The organism is Pseudomonas sp. R3-56 (assembly GCF_051132075.1).
Taxonomy (GTDB): domain Bacteria; phylum Pseudomonadota; class Gammaproteobacteria; order Pseudomonadales; family Pseudomonadaceae; genus Aquipseudomonas.
Genome location: NZ_CP071657.1, coordinates 4,086,348 through 4,105,735 on the forward strand (window position 1 = coordinate 4,086,348; position 19,388 = coordinate 4,105,735).

The window sequence follows — 19,388 nt, forward strand, 5'->3', positions numbered from 1 at the left end:
ACCTTACTTGCGCCCAAACGTCGAACGATAGCTACCCGGCGGCACACCAAAAAAATCGCGGAAACGTCGCTGGAAATGCGGGGAGCTGACGAAGCCGGTGGCCACGGCGATTTCGGTCACCGAGCGGTTGGTCTGCTGGATGAGCTGGCGTGCGCGTGTCAGGCGCAGTTCCAGGTAATAACGCGTCGGGGTCGCACCGAGGAACCGGCAGAACCGCCGTTCCAGCTGGCGCTTGGAAACCTTGACGCAGGCCGCCAGCTCATCGATCGTCAACGGCTCCTCGACGTTCTGCCACATCAGTTCCAACGCCAGCTTGAGACTTTCCGGCAGCGTCGGATCGGTCTCGACGAAGATCGGCGGCAGGTCCGTGGCGTCATCCCCTGATTCATCGCAGCGAAGGATCTCTTCGATTGCCCCCACCAGCGCCTCGCCGCCGGTGCGGCGGATCAGCTGGAGCATCATGCGCAGCGAGCTGTTGGCGCCCGCGCAGCTGACTCGCTCGCGGTCTACGACATAGGCGCGGCTGGTGACTTTCACATGGGGGAACATCTCGGCCATCGTCGCCCGACTTTCCGGATGGACCGCGCATTCGAAACCATCGAGCAGGTTCGCCTCTGCCACAAAAAACACGCCGTTCCACAACCCACCCACTATCGCCCCGGACGTTGCATGGGCGCGCAGCTTGCGCCGCAATAACGGCGTGCCTTGCAACTTCACACGAAAGCCTCCGGCGACAATCAGCACGTCGAGGTTATCGGGCAATTGCGCCAGCTCGATATCGGTGGAAATCACGATGCCCAGGTCACTCGTCACCTGCCCGCCCGAAGCGCCCACCGTCAGCACTTCATAAAGCGGCTTGTCGCTCATCAGGTTGGCGGTGACCAGCGCGTCCACCGCGCCGGTAAAGGACATCATGGAAAAGTTGTCCATCAGCACAAACGCGACGCGCACCGGCGCTTGTCCCTCAGGCGCAGCCCCTTGGGGGCGATAGGCCATGTTCTTGTTCTTGAGTACGCTTTCGAATGCGCTGGGCATGGGGCCTCGTGAGACAGGAAGGCGATCTGGACCGGACCCGGGCGGATTGCCCGAGCCAAGCCATCTTCCCGATTAACCGCAAAGGCAACCATCGCCTGCGCGACATCACTGTCAGCGTTAGCGACGTCCGACCAGTGGCGACCTCAAGGGAATACGACATTGGTCGATAGCCTCAGAGTAGGCATGGGCGCTTTTCCCTCCAAAGCTCGCAACGCGCACCGCTACTGTTTCCGCCGTTTCCAACACCGATAAATACCTGCGGGAGAAGTCATGAATATCAAACAGAAGCTGACATGGGCGTTCGCGACCATTGCCTGCCTCCCGGTTATCCTGGTGGCGGTGCTCGTTGTATTGAACCTGCGCGATGCGGCACAAGCCAACTTCCTGGACAGCAGCAGCCGCGAGATCCGCCAGATCGACAACGGCATGAAGCAGTTCTTCGACGGCATCATGCAGAACGTCGAATTTTTCGCCAAGGACCCGCGGATCGTCGCGGCCAAGGACCTGAAGAACTACTCGGGCGCTGACGCCGCGCAAATCCCGCTGACCGAGAACAACAAACAGCTGCTGGCGATTTTCGACCAGTTCGCCAAGAGCCATCCAACCACCGCCTACCTGTCCCTGGGCCTGGCGGACGGTGGCTACGCCAGTTGGCCGGATGATCCGAAGATTTCCAACTACGACCCGCGCGTACGCCCCTGGTACAAGGCGGCTATTGCAGCGCCTGGCACCACTGTGAAAACCGATGCCTATTACTGGGCGCCGGACGACGTGTCGTTGATCGGCATCGTGCACACCGTCGCCGATGCCAGCGGCAAGCTGGTCGGCGTGGTCGGCCTCGATGTGTCGCTCAAACAGCTGACCGAACTGGTCAAGAACATCAAGCTGGGCGACAGCGGCTACCTGATGCTGGTGGAGGCCAGCGGCAACGTGCTGGTCGACCCAGCCGAGGCCAAGCACAACTTCAAGCCGCTGGCCGACCTCGGCCCCAATTACGCCGCGCTGGCCAAGAGCAGCGATGGCGCCACCCAGATCGAGATCGATGGCGTGCCCTACATGGCCAACATCGTCACCTCCAAAAGCCTGGGCTGGCGCTTCATCGGCCTGATCAAGCGCGACGAAGTGATGGCCGAGGCTTCGAGCCTGACCTGGTTGATCGCCGCCATCGCCGCCGCGCTGGCCGTGGTCTTCGCCATTGTCGGCGCCAGCTTCGCCAGCGTGATCGTGCGGCCGATTCGTGGCGTTGCCAATGGCCTGCAGGAAATCGCCGAAGGCGAAGGCGACCTCACCCGCAAACTGTCGGTGCAGGGCAAGGACGAAACGGCCACCCTGGCGGGTTGGTTCAACCAGTTCCTGGCCATGATCGCGCAACTGATGCAGCGCATCGGCAGCGCTTCTTCCGACCTGCAAACTGCCGCGGCCGATACCAGCAACGTGGCCCAGAACATGAACGATGCCGCCGGGCGCCAGCGCCAGGCCGTGGAGCTGGTGAGCACCGCGTTCAACGAAATGGTCGCCACCGCCAACGAGGTGGCCCGCTCCTGCAGCCAGGCCGCCGTCAGCGCGGACACCGGCTATCGCGATGTACACGACGGCCAACATCATATCGGCGAAGCCACGGGCAGTGTGCTGAAGCTGAGTGAGGAATTGCAGCAGTCGACCCAGACCATGCAGGCGCTGGAGCAGGACAGCAAGAACATCAACACCATCCTCGACACCATCCGTTCGATCGCTGAACAGACCAACCTGCTGGCGCTCAATGCGGCCATCGAAGCGGCGCGCGCGGGCGATCAGGGCCGCGGCTTTGCCGTGGTGGCCGACGAGGTGCGCGCCCTGGCGCGGCGCACCGCCGATTCCACCGGCGAGATCGACAGTCTGCTCGGCAACCTCGCGCGGCGCACCCAGGAAGTGACGCAACAGATGCAGAACAGCCTGCAGGTGTCGCACACCAGCGTCGAGCGCATCCAGCAGGCTCGCGACAGCTTCGACAAAATCCGCACCTCGGTGGACTCGATCCGCGACCAGAACACCCAGATCGCCACTGCGGCGGAGCAACAGCACCAAGTGGCGGAAGACATCAACCGGCACATCGCGCAGATCCATTCCGATGCGCAACTGGTCGAGGAATTCGCCCATACGGCGCAGACCGGTTCGGGGCGGCTGACCGATATTTCCGGGCAGCTCAAGGGATTGGTGGGACGCTTCAGGTTCTAAATCGGCTTTATGTCCCGCCGAAGATCCAATGTGGGAGCGAGCCTGCTCGCGAAGGCGGCCTGACAGCCAATGAAGATGTTGACTGTGCCGGCCTCTTCGCGAGCAGGCTCGCTCCCACAGGGGTTCTGCGGTTACCTGGGTTTTGTGTCCGTGAAGATCAAAAATGTGGGAGCGAGCCTGCTCGCGAAGGCGGTCTGACAGTCGATAGATGTGTTGACGGTGCCGGCCTCTTCGCGAGCAGGCTCGCTCCCACAAGGGGTTCTGCGGTTACTTGAGTTTTGTGTCCGCTGAAGATCAAAAATGTGGGAGCGAGCCTGCTCGCGAAGGCGGTCTGACAGTTGATAGATGTTTTGACTGTGCCGGCCTCTTCGCGAGCAAGCTCGCTCCCACAAGGGGTTCTGCGGTTACCTTCGTTTTGTGCCTGCTGAAGTTCTGCGGTTACTTGGATTTTGTGTCCGCTAAAGATCAAGAATGTGGGAGCGAGCCTGCTCGCGAAGGCGGTGTCACAGCCGCTGGGTATCGGCCCGGTGGCTACCCTTTCGCCTTGATCGCATACATCCCACCCGCAATCACCAGACATGCTCCCACCACGGTCCAGGTGTCGGGCAGCTCACCGAATACCAGCAGGCCAATCAGCGTGGCGAACACCAGCAAGGTGTAGTTGAACGGTTGGAGTGTGGCTGCCGTTGCGTACTTCAGCGCCTGAAGCAACAACAGCTGGGCCACAACCCCGGTAGTGGAAAGCACCGCGATCAGGGCCCATTGCATCGGGCTTGGCGAAACCCAACCTGGAAGCCCCCACAAGGTGATGGCTATTGCGCCGAAGAATCCCATGTAAAGCAGGTTCGTAGCGAATGAATCATGCTGGCTGATCCGCCGGGTCAACGCGCTGAAAATCGCAAAACCCAGGGCAGACAACAGCGGGACCAGCGCCGCCAGCTCGAAGACACCGGTGCCGGGGCGAAGGATAACCAGTGTCCCCGTAAAACCGATGGCGGCGGCTATCCATCGACGAACCCCGATGAACTCGCCCAAGAACGCTCCAGCCAAGGCCAGCGTCATCAGCGGGAAGACTGCATACAGCGCGTGCATTTCCGCCAGCCCAAGGTGGCGCAGCCCCAGTCCGAACAAGGCGATTTCACCCACGCCGATCAGGGCGCGAATGATCTGCAGGCAGGGGTGGCGGCTTCGACAGGCGGTGCGCAGGTTTCCCTGGAAGACGCCATAGCCGACAGCGAAAACCAGGAAGGCCCAGTAGCGCACCATCACCAGCTGTGCAATCGGGAGATCCTTGACCAGTACCTTGGTAATCCCGTCCTGGCTGGCGAACACCAGCATCGAGAGAAGGCACAGGATGATACCTAGCTGAGGCCTGGGCACATCGTAAGCCGGTGCCGCGCTGTCCGACTGGTTGCTCATGGATCATTCCATTTCGAGGGAGACGACATCATTCGCCCGGCACGCTCATAAGCCCGCGCCCAATCCTCAGGCGAGGTCAGATTCAAGCGCGATCAACGGTTCCAGGGCAACCTTGAGCGCGTCGAGTTTACCAGCAGCCAAACGCGCCAACGGCCGACGCGGGTTTCCCGCTCCGTAGCCGGTGATCTCGGCAGCGGCGTAGACCGACTGCACATAGTCACCCTGCCAGATCAACGACATCGCCGGCTCTATCGACCGCCAGATCTCCCGGGCACTGATCCAGTCGTGCCTCATGGCGGCCTCTACCACGGCAACGCAAGCGCTTGGAGCCATGTTAGCGCCGCCCCAGATCAGACCTGCGGCCCCGGCGAAGAGCGCGTAGGGCACCAGTGCATCGGCGCCATTCATCGTCGGCAGGCCCGTGCGGATCAGCGCGGCTTGGGCGGCAAGGTCACCACTGCTGTCCTTGACCGACACGAAGTTCGGAATCTCACTCAACTGGCGAAACAGCGACGGAGTGACTTCTACACCCACCGCCTGAGGCACATTGTAGCCAATGATCGGCAACCCGGCTTCGGACACTGTGGAGTAGAAGTCAACGATGCACTGTTCATCGGTTGGGCCTTCGAAAAACGGCGGCAGCACCATGACCCCATCGGCGCCACACCCGGCGGCGTGGCGGGTGCGCTGCACTACTTCGTCCACCAGCAAGGCAGAGGTTTGCACAATGACGCGAGCACGACCCTTGATGACGCTGGTGCCGAAGGCAACCAATTGCCTGGACTCTTCCTGGCTAAGGTAGACATGCATGCCGGTCCCCGAACTCAGGACAAAGCCCTCCACGCCGGCCACGAGATAGCGCTCAAGCAACGTTTCGAAGCGTGGATAGTCGATCTTGCCTTGGGCATCGAAAGGCGTGGTCACGGCCAGGTTGAGGCCGGAAAAAGCGAATGCGGACATTAACTCGAGCCTCTTCTTGTTCTTCTCTGATCGAACGCACTGATGACGAGGAATCAGCCCACCGACTTGAGCGGAATATGGGCCTGGAGCCGCTTAAGCATGGTTTCGCAGTACCAATCGTCAAACTGGCATACACCCTTTTCCGCGATGTCCGAAAAGGGTCCCGGCTCGTAACTCGGTGAGGTAATACCGGCCTGCGTACCTTCCACCAAACGCCGGTCCTGATCGTTGGTGGCAAGCCAGACCTTCGTCAGCCTATCAATCTCGTAGTCAACACCCTCAACGGCGGTATTGGGCACCAGCCATTTGGTCGTGACAAGCGTTTCGTCCGGTCCGATCGGGAGGACGCGGAAGCTCAACGCATGATCACCAAGGAAGTGGTTCCAGGTAGATGGGTAGTTGAAATACAGCAAGGCGCCAATATCCGGCTCGCCGCTTTTATCCAGGCGTCCCGCCACAGCAGGTTTACCGTCCATTGTGTAACTCACGGCACCCGCGGAGAGTGGAATACGCGTCATACGAAACCGGCCATTGGGATCCATGACCAGCTTGCTCGGCATACCCGCGGTCTCGCAGCGATTCCAGTGTGCGCTCAGTTCGGGATCCTCTTCGCCGCCCACCCCGGCCACCGAAAGGTTCTCGACAAAGGAGTTCATCAATTCCGGATGGGTACCGTCGCAGTGGAAGCACTCGCGATTATTTTCAAAGACAAGTTTCCAGTTACCCTTTTCAATGAGGTTGGACTCGAAAGCGACCTTGCAGTTATCCAGGAAATGCGGGGCTATAAATGGACTTACAGCATTTCTGAAACTGTCGAATTCCGGCGCCTTGTCAGCGACACAGACATAAATGTAGGTGTGAACAACTTCACAATGGACAGGCTTCAAATTGTACTGCGACCTGTCGAAGTCGGCGCCCATGTTACCGGCAAACAAAAGACTGCCGTCCAGTTCGAAAGTCCACTTATGATAAGGACAGACCAGTTTTGCGACTTTGCCCTGGGCGTGCTCGCAAACTTTGGAGCCACGGTGACGACAGGCGTTGTGAAAAGCCCGGACCTGACCACTTTTATCCCTGACGACCAGGACGGGATAGTCGCCGATCTGCAATGTCAGGTATTGCCCGGGTTTTTCAAGCTCAAAGGTATGCCCGGCAAAGATCCAGTCCTTGTGCCAGATCTGCTCAAGATCCTGCCGAAACACCTCAGGTTCAATGTACAGTTCGCGAGGAAGCGCGTGGCGCGCCTTGCGCTTTTGAATCAGGTCGGTCACGGATGTTCTGATATTCATTATTATCCTCTACACATCAACCTGACGGTTAATGGCAAGTACGCCCAGAAAGCAGTGTCATGGCCAACGGATCCTGCGCCAACGATTGTTCAGCGCAGCCGCTGGATACGCATGTATCAGCCATATTTAGCCCGAAGGGTACGATAGCCAATCCGGTCGGCAAAACTACATTTTCGTTGTTCAACTGATAACTTGGCGTTATGACCGGGCGAATCCAGACACTACCTTGTTTGGATTTCGCTAACGGCCAAGAGGGACCTACGTCGGGAGAAACTTATACGGCCAATCTGGAAAACTTCGAGAGGATCCAGTCTCGCACTCTCCGACAGGCATCTTCATATTCAGTCCTTTCGTTACAAGCAACATAATGAAGACTGTTTCGAAGCGTCACCTGCTGCTCGACGGGACGAACAAGCTGCCCTCTCTCGACCATGGCCCCGACCAGCTGGTTCCAGCCGAGTGCGACGCCCTGATGGGTCAAGACCATATTCATGATCAGGTTGTAGTCATTGGCATGAAAAATAGGCGGGCAGTCACCAGGACGCTCATCAATATCAACGTTCAGAAACGCCAGCCATACCCCCCAGTCAACATGCTCAGCCACCCCCGACCGGCCATAGGGACTCAGATTGAGTAGCGAAGAATCGCGCACGCCTTCAAGCGAAGTCAGTTCGGGGTGCGCCTCCAGGAACACGGGAGAACAAACAGGATAAATAATGTCGTGGCACAACTGATAACTCTTGTACCCGTCCCCGACCTTGCGGATCTTCGAGATGATGATGTCCGGCTCTACGCCAGGCTCCATATTCACAAAGTTCTGGGTAGTGATCAGATTGAACTCGATATCCGGGTTCGTTGCACGAAACTCTGGAAGATGTTCCGACAGCCATAATGCGGAGAATGCGGGTGAGCAACAAACAGTCAGAATGTGCTTCTGCGTCGGCGTGGTACGAATCCTTTCAGCCGCCTGTGCGATATTAACGAAGGACAGTTGCGCCGCCTCAAAAAAAATCTTCCCCTCGGCGGTCAGCTCTACCGTCCGCCCGGCACGCATGAACAATTGAGCGCCCAAGGAGTCCTCAAGCTCCCGGATCTGCCGACTGATCGCCGCTTGCGATACACAAAGTGCCTCTGCCGCCCGAGTGAAGCTTTCATATTTGGCGGCGGCGACAAACGCTCTGACAGCCCTGAGGGAAGGCATTCTAAGCAGTAATGTATCGGGGTCAACGTGTCTGCTGAGCATGGCAAGCCCTCGCACTCCTAGCATCCGCGAAAGCGCCGGAGCGTAACTCAATAGCCTGGCCCGGGCCATACAAAGCGTCGTGATTACGCCAAGGCGGTCGTTTCGACAGGCCTCGATAACGTTAGGTTATCCATAAAGCCCGGTAAATGTTGTTGGATTTAACACAAGGATACCCATAGATTGAAAAAAAGCCCGAGCCCAAGGGCAAACAATAAAAACAAGGTCAATGTCATGCGCCATTCAATCATTTATTCCTGCCCGCCTAAATTACCAACGCTCGAACTCAATTCGATTTCGTGCGCTTGTAGCGTTACACGCAAAGGAGGGACGCGATGACTAGTTCAGACGAAATCATTTCTGTTAAGAACGTTTTCAAGATATTCGGCGCACAACCCGACGCGGCGATGAAGATGCTTGCCGCTGGCGCCTGCAAAAAAGATGTGTTTGAGAAAACAGGCCAGGTTATTGGTGTTTTCGACGCCAGCTTCGCCGTCAAGCGTGGCGAAATCTTTGTGATCATGGGGCTCTCGGGTTCTGGCAAGTCGACGATGGTGCGTCTGTTCAACCGCCTTATCGAGCCCACTTCCGGCAGCATTTATCTGAACGGTCGGGAAATTACCGGGCTGGCTGATAAAGCCCTGCTTGATGTTCGCCGTAAAGAGATGGGCATGGTGTTTCAATCCTTTGCCCTGATGCCTCACATGAGTGTCCTGGAGAACACCGCCTTCGGCCTGGAAATTTCCGGCATCGCCGAAAAGGAACGGCATAGCCGCGCCAGGGAAGCCCTCAGCCAGGTCGGTCTTGCTGGCCAGGAGCACAGTTATCCGCATCAACTTTCCGGCGGCATGCAGCAACGGGTAGGCCTGGCCCGTGCGCTGGCCAACGACCCGACCATCCTGCTGATGGACGAAGCCTTTTCCGCGCTGGACCCGCTTATCCGCAGCGAGATGCAGGGGGAGCTCATTCGCCTGCAAGCCGAACAGAAGCGGACCATCATTTTCATCTCCCACGACATCGAGGAAGCCGTTCGCATCGGCCACCGCATCGCGATCATGGAGGGCGGCCAGGTGGTGCAGATCGGCACGCCTCAAGAGCTGATCAGCCAACCCGCCAATGACTATGTGCGCACCTTTTTCAAAGGGTTCGACAGTTCACGGATTCTCAAGGCGGGCGACGTGGCCAGGCTTGATCCGGAATGGGTTCGTAAAGCGAATGGCCAGGCGCCCCACTTCAAGGCCGGCCTTCCGTTCGGTTACCTGGTCGATGAACGAGGGCAACTGCTCGGGGTCGTCGACATCGATACCAGTGGCGCGGGTGGCAGCACCCATCACACCCAGCACCAACACCAGCCGGTATTTACCGATACGCCCCTGCACGAAGTATTGGAAATTGCGGCCAACCTGCCGTATCCGGTCCCTGTACTGGACCGCTCGGGCGCGCTCACCGGGACCCTGTCAAAGAGCGAGTTGCTGCAAACGCTGAGCCGCCATTGATACAACCGTGAAGAGGTAAGCCCTGATGTCCGAGTTCAGTTTTCTCGACCCGTTCCAAGTCGCCACCATTCCACTCGGCGATTGGGTGGAAAGCACCCTGAATTTTCTGGTGCACAACTTTCGCGATGTATTTCGCGCCATCCGCTGGCCAATTGACCAGGTACTTAACGGCGTTGAGTTCATTCTGCAGAGCATTCCACCGAGCATCGGCATCATCCTGTCTTCATTGCTCGGATGGCAACTCGCTGGCAAACGCATGGCGTTGCTGTGCTTTGTGACACTCACACTGCTGGGTTTGATCGGTGTCTGGTCCGAGTCGATGACGACCCTGGCGCTGGTACTGACCTCGGTGTTCTTTTGCGCGCTGCTGGGTATTCCACTGGGTATTCTCTGTGCCCGCAGCGACAACCTGGAAAAGGTCCTGCGGCCCATCCTCGATGCCATGCAGACACTGCCGGCGTTCGTTTACCTGGTGCCGGTCGTCATGCTGTTCGGCATCGGCAACGTGCCGGGCATCCTTGTGACGATTGTCTTCGCCCTCCCCCCTCTGGTGCGCCTGACGAACCTGGGCATCCGCCAGGTACCGGAGGACAAGATAGAAGCGGCCCGCGCGTTTGGTTGCACACCGCGGCAGATGCTCACCCGTGTCCAGCTGCCACTGGCGACGCCGACCATCATGGCGGGACTCAATCAGACCCTGATGCTCTCGCTGTCGATGGTGGTCATCGCCTCGATGATCTCGGTGGGCGGCCTTGGACAGATGGTCCTGCGCGGCATCGGTCGCCTGGACATGGGCCTGGCCACGGTCGGCGGGACGGGCCTGGTACTGCTCGCCATCTTCCTTGACCGCCTGACCCAAGCCATGGGCGCGCGCACCGGCGCCGACCCGAGCCTGCGCTGGTATCACACCGGTCCCGTAGGTCTGCTGCTACGCCTGTTCGGCGCAAGACAGCCTGCGGGGCGGAGCAAGACCGCCTGAATCCCACTTTCGATCTGCCGCACTTGAAGAAAAAACCCCAAAAAAGGTACGCGACAATGTCTGAATTCAAGCTCTCCCGCAGCATTCTCAATTGCGCTACAGCCCTCGCCATTGCGGCCATGTCCCTGTGCGCAAACGCCTCGGCGAACCAACCGGGCGACGGTGTGAAGGTCACCCCCATCTTCCCGTCCATCGCTGAAGAGCGCTTCCGTGGCGAAGTGGCCATGGAAGGGTTGCGAGAGCTGGGTTACAAGGTGCAGGAGCCCAAGGAGACCGAATACGGCGTCATGATGATGGCCTTGGGTAACGGTGATGCGGACTTTACCGTGCACTTGTGGGACAAGTTGCACGATAAATTCTTCCAGCAGGCCGGGGGTGATAAAGCCATGGTCAAGGCGGGCGACATCATGCCCGGTGTACTTCAAGGTTATCTGATCGACAAAAAGACCGCTGAAGCGCACAACATCAAGTACATCACCGACTTGAAGAAACCGGAAATCGCCAAGCTGTTCGACACCAACGGCGACGGCAAGGCAGACATGACGGGTTGTAATCCTGGCTGGGGCTGCGAGCTGATCATTGCCCATCACATGAAGGCCTATGACCTGGAAAAAACGGTCACGGTCAACCAGGGCTCCTATTTCGCGCTGATGGCTGACACCATTACCCGTTATAAGGAAGGGCAGCCGATTCTCTACTTCACTTGGGTCCCACAGTGGATCGCCACCGTTCTGGTCGAAGACAGGGATGTGGTCTGGCTGGAAGTACCGAAAACCGACCTGCCTGATGGCAACAATAACGTTGACACGATGTACAAGGGCAAGAATCTCGGCTTTGCAGTGGATAAGGTCGAGACCGTGTTGAATAAAGAGTTCGCCGACAAAAATCCGGCAGCCTTGAAGTTCCTTTCGGTGATGCAGATTACTACCGCTGACGAAAGTGCCCAGAACCTGAAGATGCAACAGGGCGAGAAAAAGCCTGCGGATATTCGCCGTCACGCCAAGGAGTGGGTAGCCGCCCATCGGCAGCAGTTTGATGCCTGGTTACAAACTGCTCGCGCGGCAGCGACACAAGCCAGCAATTGATACGAACAAGAGGCGGGGCGAGTCGATGACTACCCCCGCCTTTTAATGGCGCTCGGTTCTACGCAACATTTAGTTTATGAAATCCAACTGAAAGCTCCCGTTTCGATTATCGATAACGGAGGGTTATCTTTTTTCTTGATTTAATGTTGCTGGATATCAAGCAATCATCAGAATAAATTTAATGCCTTACCCTATCGTTAATTGAAACTGCAACGTCTTGACCGTTACGCCCGTTAAATACTCAGTCGCCGTGAAATTGCCAAGCAACCTTTTGCAAGACAGGCGTCGGATTGGTTGAATGAACAGGATCTTGAAATGTTGAAAGTCTCTTCGTTACCTGCCGATGATCAATCTTGCGGGTGGTATCACTTGAGCAGGGGGCGCCAGGTCAAGCCCGCCCATCAGGGTCACGACAGCGCACGTTGGGTGATTGTCGGTGCCGGTTTTACAGGGCTCGCCGCCGCCCGGCAGCTCGCGACTCATTTCCCCGACGATCACATTGTGTTGATCGACGCTCAGGAAATCGGCTTTGGCACTTCCGGTCGCAATGCCGGATTCGCTATCGACTTGCCGCATGACATCGCCGCAGAAGATTACATCGGTGATATCGCCACTGCCAAAACAACCTTGAAACTTAATTTGAGCGGCCTGAGCTATCTAAAAGAATTGGTTGAACGCCACAACATCAATTGCCAGATGAAGCATTGCGGCAAATATCAGGCAGCCGTTGAACCACGGGGCATCGCTGTCCTGGAAGCCTACCGTCGCGGACTCGATAAGCTCGATCAACCCTACCAGATGATCGAGGCTGGCGAACTACCCGAACATATCGGCACGCATTTCTACCGCAAGGCCTTATTTACGCCAGGGACTTCCTTGCTTCAGCCGTCGGCGCTGGTCAAAGGTCTGGCCGACAGCCTTCCCGGCAACGTGACACTCTACGAAAACACCGCGATCACTCATGTCGAGTACGGCACCAGGACGGTGCTCAAGCACGCCGGGGGCTCAATCACCGCCGACAAACTGATCCTGACCAATAATGCCTTTGGCATGAGTTTCGGCTTCCTGAAGGGGCGAATGCTACCGGTGTTCACCTATGCCAGCCTGACCCGTCCCATGACCGAGCAAGAGCAAGCTCGCCTGGGCGGCCGGCCTTATTGGGGAGTGATTCCCGCGGACCCATTCGGCACCACGGTACGTCGCACTCCGGACAACCGCCTGTTGATCCGTAACAGTTTCAGCTTCAACCCCGACGGCCGCAGCGATACAAAATATCTGAAACGCTTTGTCGCCAGGCATCAAGCCTCTTTCGAGCAACGCTTTCCCATGTTGCCCGCGATGAACTTCGAATATACCTGGGGCGGTGCACTGGCTCTTTCGCGTAACCATATGGGTTATTTCGGCGAACTTTCACCCCATGTCTATGGGGCTCTTTGCTGCAATGGCCTGGGTGTTACCCGCGGGACGGCGACCGGAAAACTCCTGGCGGATTGGCTGGCCGGCGAACACTCCGAACTTATTGATTTTGTCTTGAAATCACCCGGCCCCAGTCCTAATCCACCCGGCCCGCTGGTTTCAGCGGGCGTCAATATAAGTTTGCGCTGGGGGCAATACCGCGCCGGTAAAGAAAGTTGACCCGCCCCGACACACTTGAAGAAGTTCAGGTCCGCTCGCTCGATTCTCGGCAAGCGGCCTCCCTTGGTTGAACAGTGACATTAACTGGAGCGATATCAATGAAGTTTGAAGGCATTTACACACCGGCCGTTACGCCCCTGACCTCAGACGGCAGTATCGATAAGACAGCCTTCGCCGAAGTCCTGGAATATCTGGTCGACGCCAAGGTACACGGCATCATTATCGGCGGCTCGACCGGCGAATATTATGCCCACACCGCCCAGGAGCGTTTCGACCTGGCTGCCCAGGCCAAGGACGTGCTGCGCGGTCGCCTGCCGCTGATCGTGGGGACCGGCGCCATCCGCACCGAAGACTCGGTCGCCTACGCCGAAGCGGCGAAGGCGATCAAGGCCGATGCGCTGCTGGTGGGTTCACCGCCCTATGCACTGCCAACGCAAAAGGAAATCGCGCTGCACGTCAAGGCAGTGGACCGCGCCGCCAATCTCCCCATCATGCTTTACAACTATCCAGGCCGCATGAGCGTCAGCATGGGCACGGAGTTCTTTGATGAGGTCCGTGATGTGAAGAACATCGTCGCCATCAAGGAAAGCTCCGGCGAAATGGCCCAGATGCACCGTTTGGCCTGCAAGTACCCGCACATCGCGCTGTCCTGCGGCTGGGACGATCAGGCCCTGGAATTTTTCGCCTGGGGCGCCCGCAGTTGGGTATGTGCCGGTTCCAACTTCATTCCCCGTGAACACGTCGCGCTGTACGAGGCCTGCGTGGTCGAGAAGAACTTCGACAAAGGTCGCCGAATCATGGCGGCGATGATGCCGCTGATGGATTTCCTGGAAGGTGGAAAATTTGTCCAGTCCATCAAGTACGGCTGTGAACTGAACGGCTTGAGCACCGGTGGCCTGCGTGCCCCCCTGCACGGCCTGGACCTTGATGAGAAACAGACGCTGCAAAGTGTCGTCACCGAGCTCAAGCGCAACATCGCGCAAATCACTGGAGGTGCATGAGATGGCTGATTTACTGACCAAGGAACAGTACGCGGCCATCGCCGCCAAGTTGCAGTTTCCTACCCAGGCCTTCATCAACGGCGAGTTCCGCGATGCGCTCTGTGGAAAGACCTTCATCACGACGAACCCTGCCACGGGTGAACAGCTTGCAGAGGTAGCGGCTTGCGATACCCGTGACGTCGACGTTGCCGTGGCTGCCGCGAAGCAAGCGTTCGAGGATGGCCGCTGGCACAAGCTGTCTCCCGGCGCACGCAAGCAGGTGCTCCTGCGTTTCGCCCAGTTGCTGGAAGACAATGCCCATGAGCTCGCGGTGCTGGAAAGCCTGGACAGTGGCAAGCCGGTCAGCGAATGCCAGAACGTCGATGTGCCCGACACCATCCATACCTTGCGCTGGCATGCCGAGTTGATCGACAAGGTGTACGACAGTACCGCGCCGACCGGCCACGGTGCGGTAACCATGGTGGTGCGCGAAGCAATCGGCGTGGTCGGCCTGGTCCTGCCTTGGAACTTCCCGCTGTTGATGCTGGCCTGGAAGATTGGGCCGTCCCTGGCCGCCGGCTGTTCCATCGTGGTCAAGCCCGCCAAGGAAACCACCCTGACCGCGCTGCGTGTCGCCGAGCTGGCCCATGAGGCTGGTATTCCGGCCGGCGTATTCAACATTACCCCTGGCGGTGGTCGCGAGGCTGGCGAGGCAATCGGCCGACACATGGATGTGGCGATGGTCAGCTTCACCGGTTCTACCGACACAGGCCGGTTGTTCCTCAAGTACGCGTCCGAGTCGAACCTCAAGCGCGTGGTGCTGGAACTGGGGGGCAAGAACCCCGCCGTGGTGATGAATGACTGCGAAGACCTCGATCAGGTTGCCCAGTATGTGACCGCCGGCGCTTTCTGGAACATGGGCGAGAACTGCTCGGCGTCGTCGCGGCTGATCGTCCATGAAGAGGTCAAGGAAGAGTTGCTGCAACTGATCGGCAAGCACCTGCGCGATTGGAAAATGGGCGACCCGCTGGACCCGCAAAATCGCCTCGGGGCCATGATCAGCAAAACGCATTTCGAGAAGGTGCGTTCGTATCTGGAGTATGCGGCCGAGCAGAAACTCAATGTGCTGCAAGGTGGCGAGACCGAGTCCGGTGTGTACGTGCAGCCGACGATCATCGACGGTGTTGAACGGGAAAGTCGCCTGTTCATCGAGGAGATCTTCGGCCCGGTCCTGAGCGTCACCAGCTTCAGCACGATCGACGAAGCCATTGCGCTGGCCAACGACACGGTCTACGGCCTGGCGGCATCTGCCTATACCGGTAGCCTGCGTAACGCCTTGCGGCTGTCGCGGGAAATTCGGGCGGGCGTGGTCACGGTCAACTGTTTCGGTGAAGGCGACGCCTCCACGCCGTTCGGCGGCTACAAGGAGTCCGGTTTTGGTGGCCGCGACAAATCCGTCTGGGCACACGATCAGTACACCGAGCTGAAAACCATCTGGATCGATGCTTCGTAAGCTGATCGAGATCGCGATTTGTGGCGACTGTACTGGCCTCATCGCGAGCAAGCTCGCTCCCACAGGTTCGTGTGTACGCCCGAGGAATGTGGGAGCGAGCTTGCTCGCGAAGAGGCCGGCACAGCTGAATACCTCTAGCAGACTGAACACTGGACGCCATCATGCCCCCTTCACCTTTTTCGATTCCAGCCAATGCCCGGCGCATCGACCCGGCGAGGCAGCGTGCAGTTGCACTGAAAAAAGACGGCTCCGTCGATGACAACAACCGCGTCGAGATAGGCCCTACGCCGCTGGCGTTTGCGGAGTGGGAGCGGCTGGGCCTGGAGCCGCCCCATTTACCCACCCTGCGCAAGTACCGATTGCAACGGATTGTCGATCAGCTGGTCGCCCGTGACCTGGGTGGCATCCTGTTATTCGATCCGCTGAATATCCGCTACGCGACCGACACCACCAACATGCAACTGTGGACGACTCATAACCCCGCACGGGCATGCTTCGTCGCCGCCAGTGGGCATGTGGTTTTGTGGGACTTTCATGGCTGTGATCACTTGTCCGCCCACTTGCCGCTGGTGACGGAGCTACGCAGCGGGGCATCTTTTTTCTTTTTCGAGACCGGTGAACACACTGATCGACACGCCAGGCATTTCGCCGCGCAAATCGACGATTTGCTGCGCCAACACGCCGGAGTCAACCGACGGCTTGCGGTCGATCGAATAGAAGTCGCCGGCGTACGTGCCCTGGATGCCCTGGCAATCGAGATTTACAGCGGCCAGGAAGTGACCGAATTCGCGCGCATGATCAAGGGCCCGGATGAAATCAAGGCAATGCGCTGTGCGGTGGCTTCATGCGAAGCGTCAGTGGCCGAAATGCACCAGGCAATGCGCGCTGGCGCGACCGAAAACGATGTCTGGGCCGCGCTGCATTCCGGCAATATCCGCCGCGGTGGCGAATGGATCGAGACGCGCATCCTCAGTTCCGGTCCTCGCACCAACCCCTGGTTCCAGGAGTCCGGCCCACGCGTGTTGAACGACGGCGACCTGCTGTCATTCGACACGGATCTGATCGGCACCTACGGCATGTGCGTGGACATGTCCCGCAGCTGGATCTGCGGGGGGCTGGAGCCCACGCCCGAACAGAAGCGCCTGTACCGGATCGCCCATGACCATATCGTCCATAACACCGAGTTGATCAAGCCAGGCGTACGCTTCACCGAACTGACCGCCAAGGCGCACCGGTTGCCCGAACCGTGCCGGGCTCAACGGTATGGCGTGCTTTATCACGGCGTCGGGCTGTGTGACGAGTACCCGAGCATTCGTTATCCGGAGGACCTGGAGTCCTACGGATACGAGGGCGAACTGCAGCCGGGCATGGCCCTGTGCGTCGAGGCGTATGTCGGTGAGGTGGGCGGACAGGATGGAATCAAGCTGGAGAACCAATTGCTGGTGACCGAGACCGGTTATGAGTTACTCACCCACTACCCTTTCGATGACAGTTTCCTGCGGGATACGAAGCGCAACTCATGAACGCGATGATCGAGTCCCAGAAAACATCGAGCGTGGGCTTCCTGTTGCTCGATAACTTCTCCCTGACCTGTTTCACCCAATGCCTGGACGTGCTCGTCACCGCCAATCTGATTCAGCCAGGGTCGATAAGAATCCATACTTTCAGTCGCAACGACTCTGAAGTGATCAGCGACCTGGCAATCCCCATCAGGCCAGACACACCGTTGACCGATATCAGGATCGCGGCGCTGGACTTGATGATTGTCTGCGGCGGCCTGCGCACGCCGAGGGTACTCCCCCACGGGCTGGTAACGCTGCTGACCAAACTGGCGAACCTGCCCATTGCGCTCGGCGGGTTATGGAACGGCGCCTGGTACCTGGGCAAGGCTGGACTGCTGGATGGTTACCGATGTGCTATTCATGCCGAACAACGAATGGCCTTGTCGGAGTGTTCACCAAAGACCACGGTGACGCTGGATACAGTGGTGTTCGACAGGGACCGATTCACCGCGTCAAACCCTGCCGGCGCCTTTCAGATCATGATGAAATGGCTGTACGCGGCCCTCGACCCGAAACTCGCGGACGCGGTGTTTGACCTGTTGGACCATGAGTCTCGGTTTCGTACCTCGGCCAAGGTCCTGGACCGCAAGGTCAGTGCGTGCCTGCGGGAAGTCATTGCATTGATGGAATGCAACCTTGAAGAACCTTTGAGCCTGGACTTGCTCGCTCAATGCGTTCAGCTGTCCAAGCGCCAGATTCAGCGCCTGTTTCGCAGGCAGATCAATATGTCTCCCCAGCGCTACTATCTGGAACTACGGCTGACCGAGGCGCGGCGCCTGCTACAGAACTCCAGGCTGAGCGTCACGGATGTCGCCATTGCCTGCGGGTTTGTCTCTACCCCTCACTTCAGCAAGTGCTATAGCACGCTCTTTGGCTTTCCTCCTTCGAAGGAAAGTCGCTACGAGATATAGCGCCTGCTGACGAGGAGGCAGGTCCTCCGATGTCAGGCCTCGATAGGCTTCAGGTGGGTATAGCTGGCAACAAAACGACGGTACTTATGTTGGCCACAGGTGTAAGGCGCATATTTGGCCGGGTTGCCGGCGCTGACACAGGTCGCAACGGTCGCTACTGTCGCGTCGAAGTCCAGGTCAATGAAGAATGGGAAGGAGTACCGTTCGACACCACTGGTATTGATGACCCGGTGCATGGTCGAGGTGTAGCGATCATTCGTCAGGGTTTGGACCAGGTCCCCGATGTTGACGATGAACGTATCTTCCAGCGGAGGAGCGCTTACCCATTCACCCGCGCGATTGCGCACTTGCAAGCCGCCGACCCGGTCCTGGAACAGGATCGTCAGGACACCATAGTCCGTGTGTGCTCCGATCCCTATTTCCTTTTGTGACACTTCGCCACTTTGCGAGGGGTAGCGCAGCAAGCGCTGGATGGTGATCGGTTTGCGTTGCAACTTTTCAAAGTAATCCGCTGGCAGATCGAGGCTCAACGCAATGGCGCTGATAAGCTTGCGTGCGAGCGCCAGCATTGCATCGTGATAGGCCTCGCAAACATCGGAAAACGCGGCAGGCTCAGCCGGCATCAGGTTGGCTCCGAAGAAAGGCGACACTTCGTCATAGTGCGCACCGTAGTCAAAGCACTCCTTGAAATCACGGGTATTTTCCGGATCGACGTTCTCCGCGTACATGGGGATATAGCCGCGGAGCGTAGGGCCCGAATTAACCACATTGAGTTTATTCTTTTCGTCAAAAGGCCTGGCGAAAAAGCCTTTCGCTTGAACATGCATGGCATCGGTCAGGGCTCTGGGCACACCGTGGTTGCCAACGTAGAAAAACCCGACCTCTTCGCAAACCACACCTATTTCGCGTGCGACTTTCCGGGGATCACTACCATCGACCAGAGCGGCAATATCTATGAGCGGAATTTCTTCGAACGTTATTTGTTTGCTATTCAGCCTGGCGTCGGTCATCTGATTCATCGATCGGTCCTCAACAGAACACTTTGAATAATGGCGGGAAGCCAAGTACCC

The 19,388-nt window shown here is 58.2% G+C and carries 15 protein-coding genes and 1 pseudogene; 10 read left to right on the top strand and 6 right to left on the bottom strand.

Translation table 11 applies throughout. The features are described from left to right. Positions 1-3 precede the first annotated feature (3 nt). Entirely contained in the window at positions 4-1,035 is a 1,032-nt protein-coding gene (locus J3P96_RS18460) for a GlxA family transcriptional regulator (RefSeq protein WP_434652825.1), read from the bottom strand. 450 nt (positions 1,036-1,485) lie between these two features. On the opposite strand from J3P96_RS18460, the pseudogene J3P96_RS18465 reads away from it, so the two are divergent. Further along, a pseudogene (locus tag J3P96_RS18465) lies at positions 1,486-2,340 on the top strand (cache domain-containing protein); the annotation flags it as partial. 204 nt (positions 2,341-2,544) lie between these two features. Next, positions 2,545-3,249, top strand: a complete 705-nt coding sequence (locus tag J3P96_RS18470) for a methyl-accepting chemotaxis protein (protein WP_434574243.1) — start codon at positions 2,545-2,547, stop codon at positions 3,247-3,249. Positions 3,250-3,780: 531 nt separating this feature from the next. On the opposite strand, the gene J3P96_RS18475 is transcribed toward J3P96_RS18470, so the two are convergent. From J3P96_RS18475 to J3P96_RS18490, 4 genes are all read right to left on the bottom strand, one after another. Further along, positions 3,781-4,668, bottom strand: coding sequence for a DMT family transporter (locus tag J3P96_RS18475; protein WP_434652827.1), 888 nt, complete (start codon positions 4,666-4,668; stop codon positions 3,781-3,783). A gap of 66 nt (positions 4,669-4,734) precedes the next feature. After that, positions 4,735-5,628, bottom strand: a complete 894-nt coding sequence (locus tag J3P96_RS18480; RefSeq protein WP_434652829.1) for a dihydrodipicolinate synthase family protein — start codon at positions 5,626-5,628, stop codon at positions 4,735-4,737. Between the two features lie 53 nt (positions 5,629-5,681). Next, positions 5,682-6,917: an aromatic ring-hydroxylating oxygenase subunit alpha gene (locus tag J3P96_RS18485; RefSeq protein ID WP_434652831.1), complete on the bottom strand. Its 1,236-nt coding sequence runs from the start codon at positions 6,915-6,917 to the stop codon at positions 5,682-5,684. A 274-nt stretch (positions 6,918-7,191) separates the two neighbouring features. Then, complete coding sequence (locus J3P96_RS18490) at positions 7,192-8,160, bottom strand: LysR family transcriptional regulator (RefSeq protein ID WP_434605048.1); 969 nt, start codon at positions 8,158-8,160, stop codon at positions 7,192-7,194. A gap of 332 nt (positions 8,161-8,492) precedes the next feature. On the opposite strand from J3P96_RS18490, the gene J3P96_RS18495 reads away from it, so the two are divergent. The 8 genes from J3P96_RS18495 (at position 8,493) to J3P96_RS18530 (ending at position 18,318) form a co-directional block, all read left to right on the top strand. Beyond that, entirely contained in the window at positions 8,493-9,653 is a 1,161-nt protein-coding gene (locus tag J3P96_RS18495; protein ID WP_434652833.1) for a quaternary amine ABC transporter ATP-binding protein, read from the top strand. A gap of 25 nt (positions 9,654-9,678) precedes the next feature. Further along, positions 9,679-10,632 (top strand): glycine betaine/L-proline ABC transporter permease ProW, encoded by a 954-nt coding sequence (proW, locus tag J3P96_RS18500; RefSeq protein ID WP_434569048.1) that lies wholly within the window; start codon positions 9,679-9,681, stop codon positions 10,630-10,632. Between the two features lie 56 nt (positions 10,633-10,688). Beyond that, positions 10,689-11,717: a glycine betaine/L-proline ABC transporter substrate-binding protein ProX gene (proX, locus tag J3P96_RS18505; protein WP_434658255.1), complete on the top strand. Its 1,029-nt coding sequence runs from the start codon at positions 10,689-10,691 to the stop codon at positions 11,715-11,717. Between the two features lie 315 nt (positions 11,718-12,032). Next, complete coding sequence (locus tag J3P96_RS18510; protein WP_434652835.1) at positions 12,033-13,352, top strand: NAD(P)/FAD-dependent oxidoreductase; 1,320 nt, start codon at positions 12,033-12,035, stop codon at positions 13,350-13,352. Positions 13,353-13,450: 98 nt separating this feature from the next. Then, a complete protein-coding gene (locus J3P96_RS18515; protein WP_434652837.1) occupies positions 13,451-14,353 on the top strand; it encodes a dihydrodipicolinate synthase family protein in 903 nt (300 codons plus the stop codon). Position 14,354: 1 nt separating this feature from the next. Next, positions 14,355-15,845: an aldehyde dehydrogenase gene (locus J3P96_RS18520; protein WP_434652839.1), complete on the top strand. Its 1,491-nt coding sequence runs from the start codon at positions 14,355-14,357 to the stop codon at positions 15,843-15,845. 161 nt (positions 15,846-16,006) lie between these two features. Beyond that, positions 16,007-17,368, top strand: coding sequence for a dimethylsulfonioproprionate lyase DddP (gene dddP / locus J3P96_RS18525; protein ID WP_434652841.1), 1,362 nt, complete (start codon positions 16,007-16,009; stop codon positions 17,366-17,368). Next, the gene (locus J3P96_RS18530; RefSeq protein ID WP_434569053.1) at positions 17,365-18,318 is read left to right on the top strand and encodes a GlxA family transcriptional regulator; all 954 of its coding nucleotides are present in this window, start codon (positions 17,365-17,367) and stop codon (positions 18,316-18,318) included. Before dddP ends, J3P96_RS18530 begins: the two co-directional genes overlap by 4 nt. A 32-nt stretch (positions 18,319-18,350) precedes the next feature. Here J3P96_RS18530 and J3P96_RS18535 read toward each other — a convergent pair whose 3' ends face one another. Next, a complete protein-coding gene (locus tag J3P96_RS18535) occupies positions 18,351-19,337 on the bottom strand; it encodes an isopenicillin N synthase family dioxygenase (protein ID WP_434652844.1) in 987 nt (328 codons plus the stop codon). Positions 19,338-19,388: the final 51 nt, after the last annotated feature.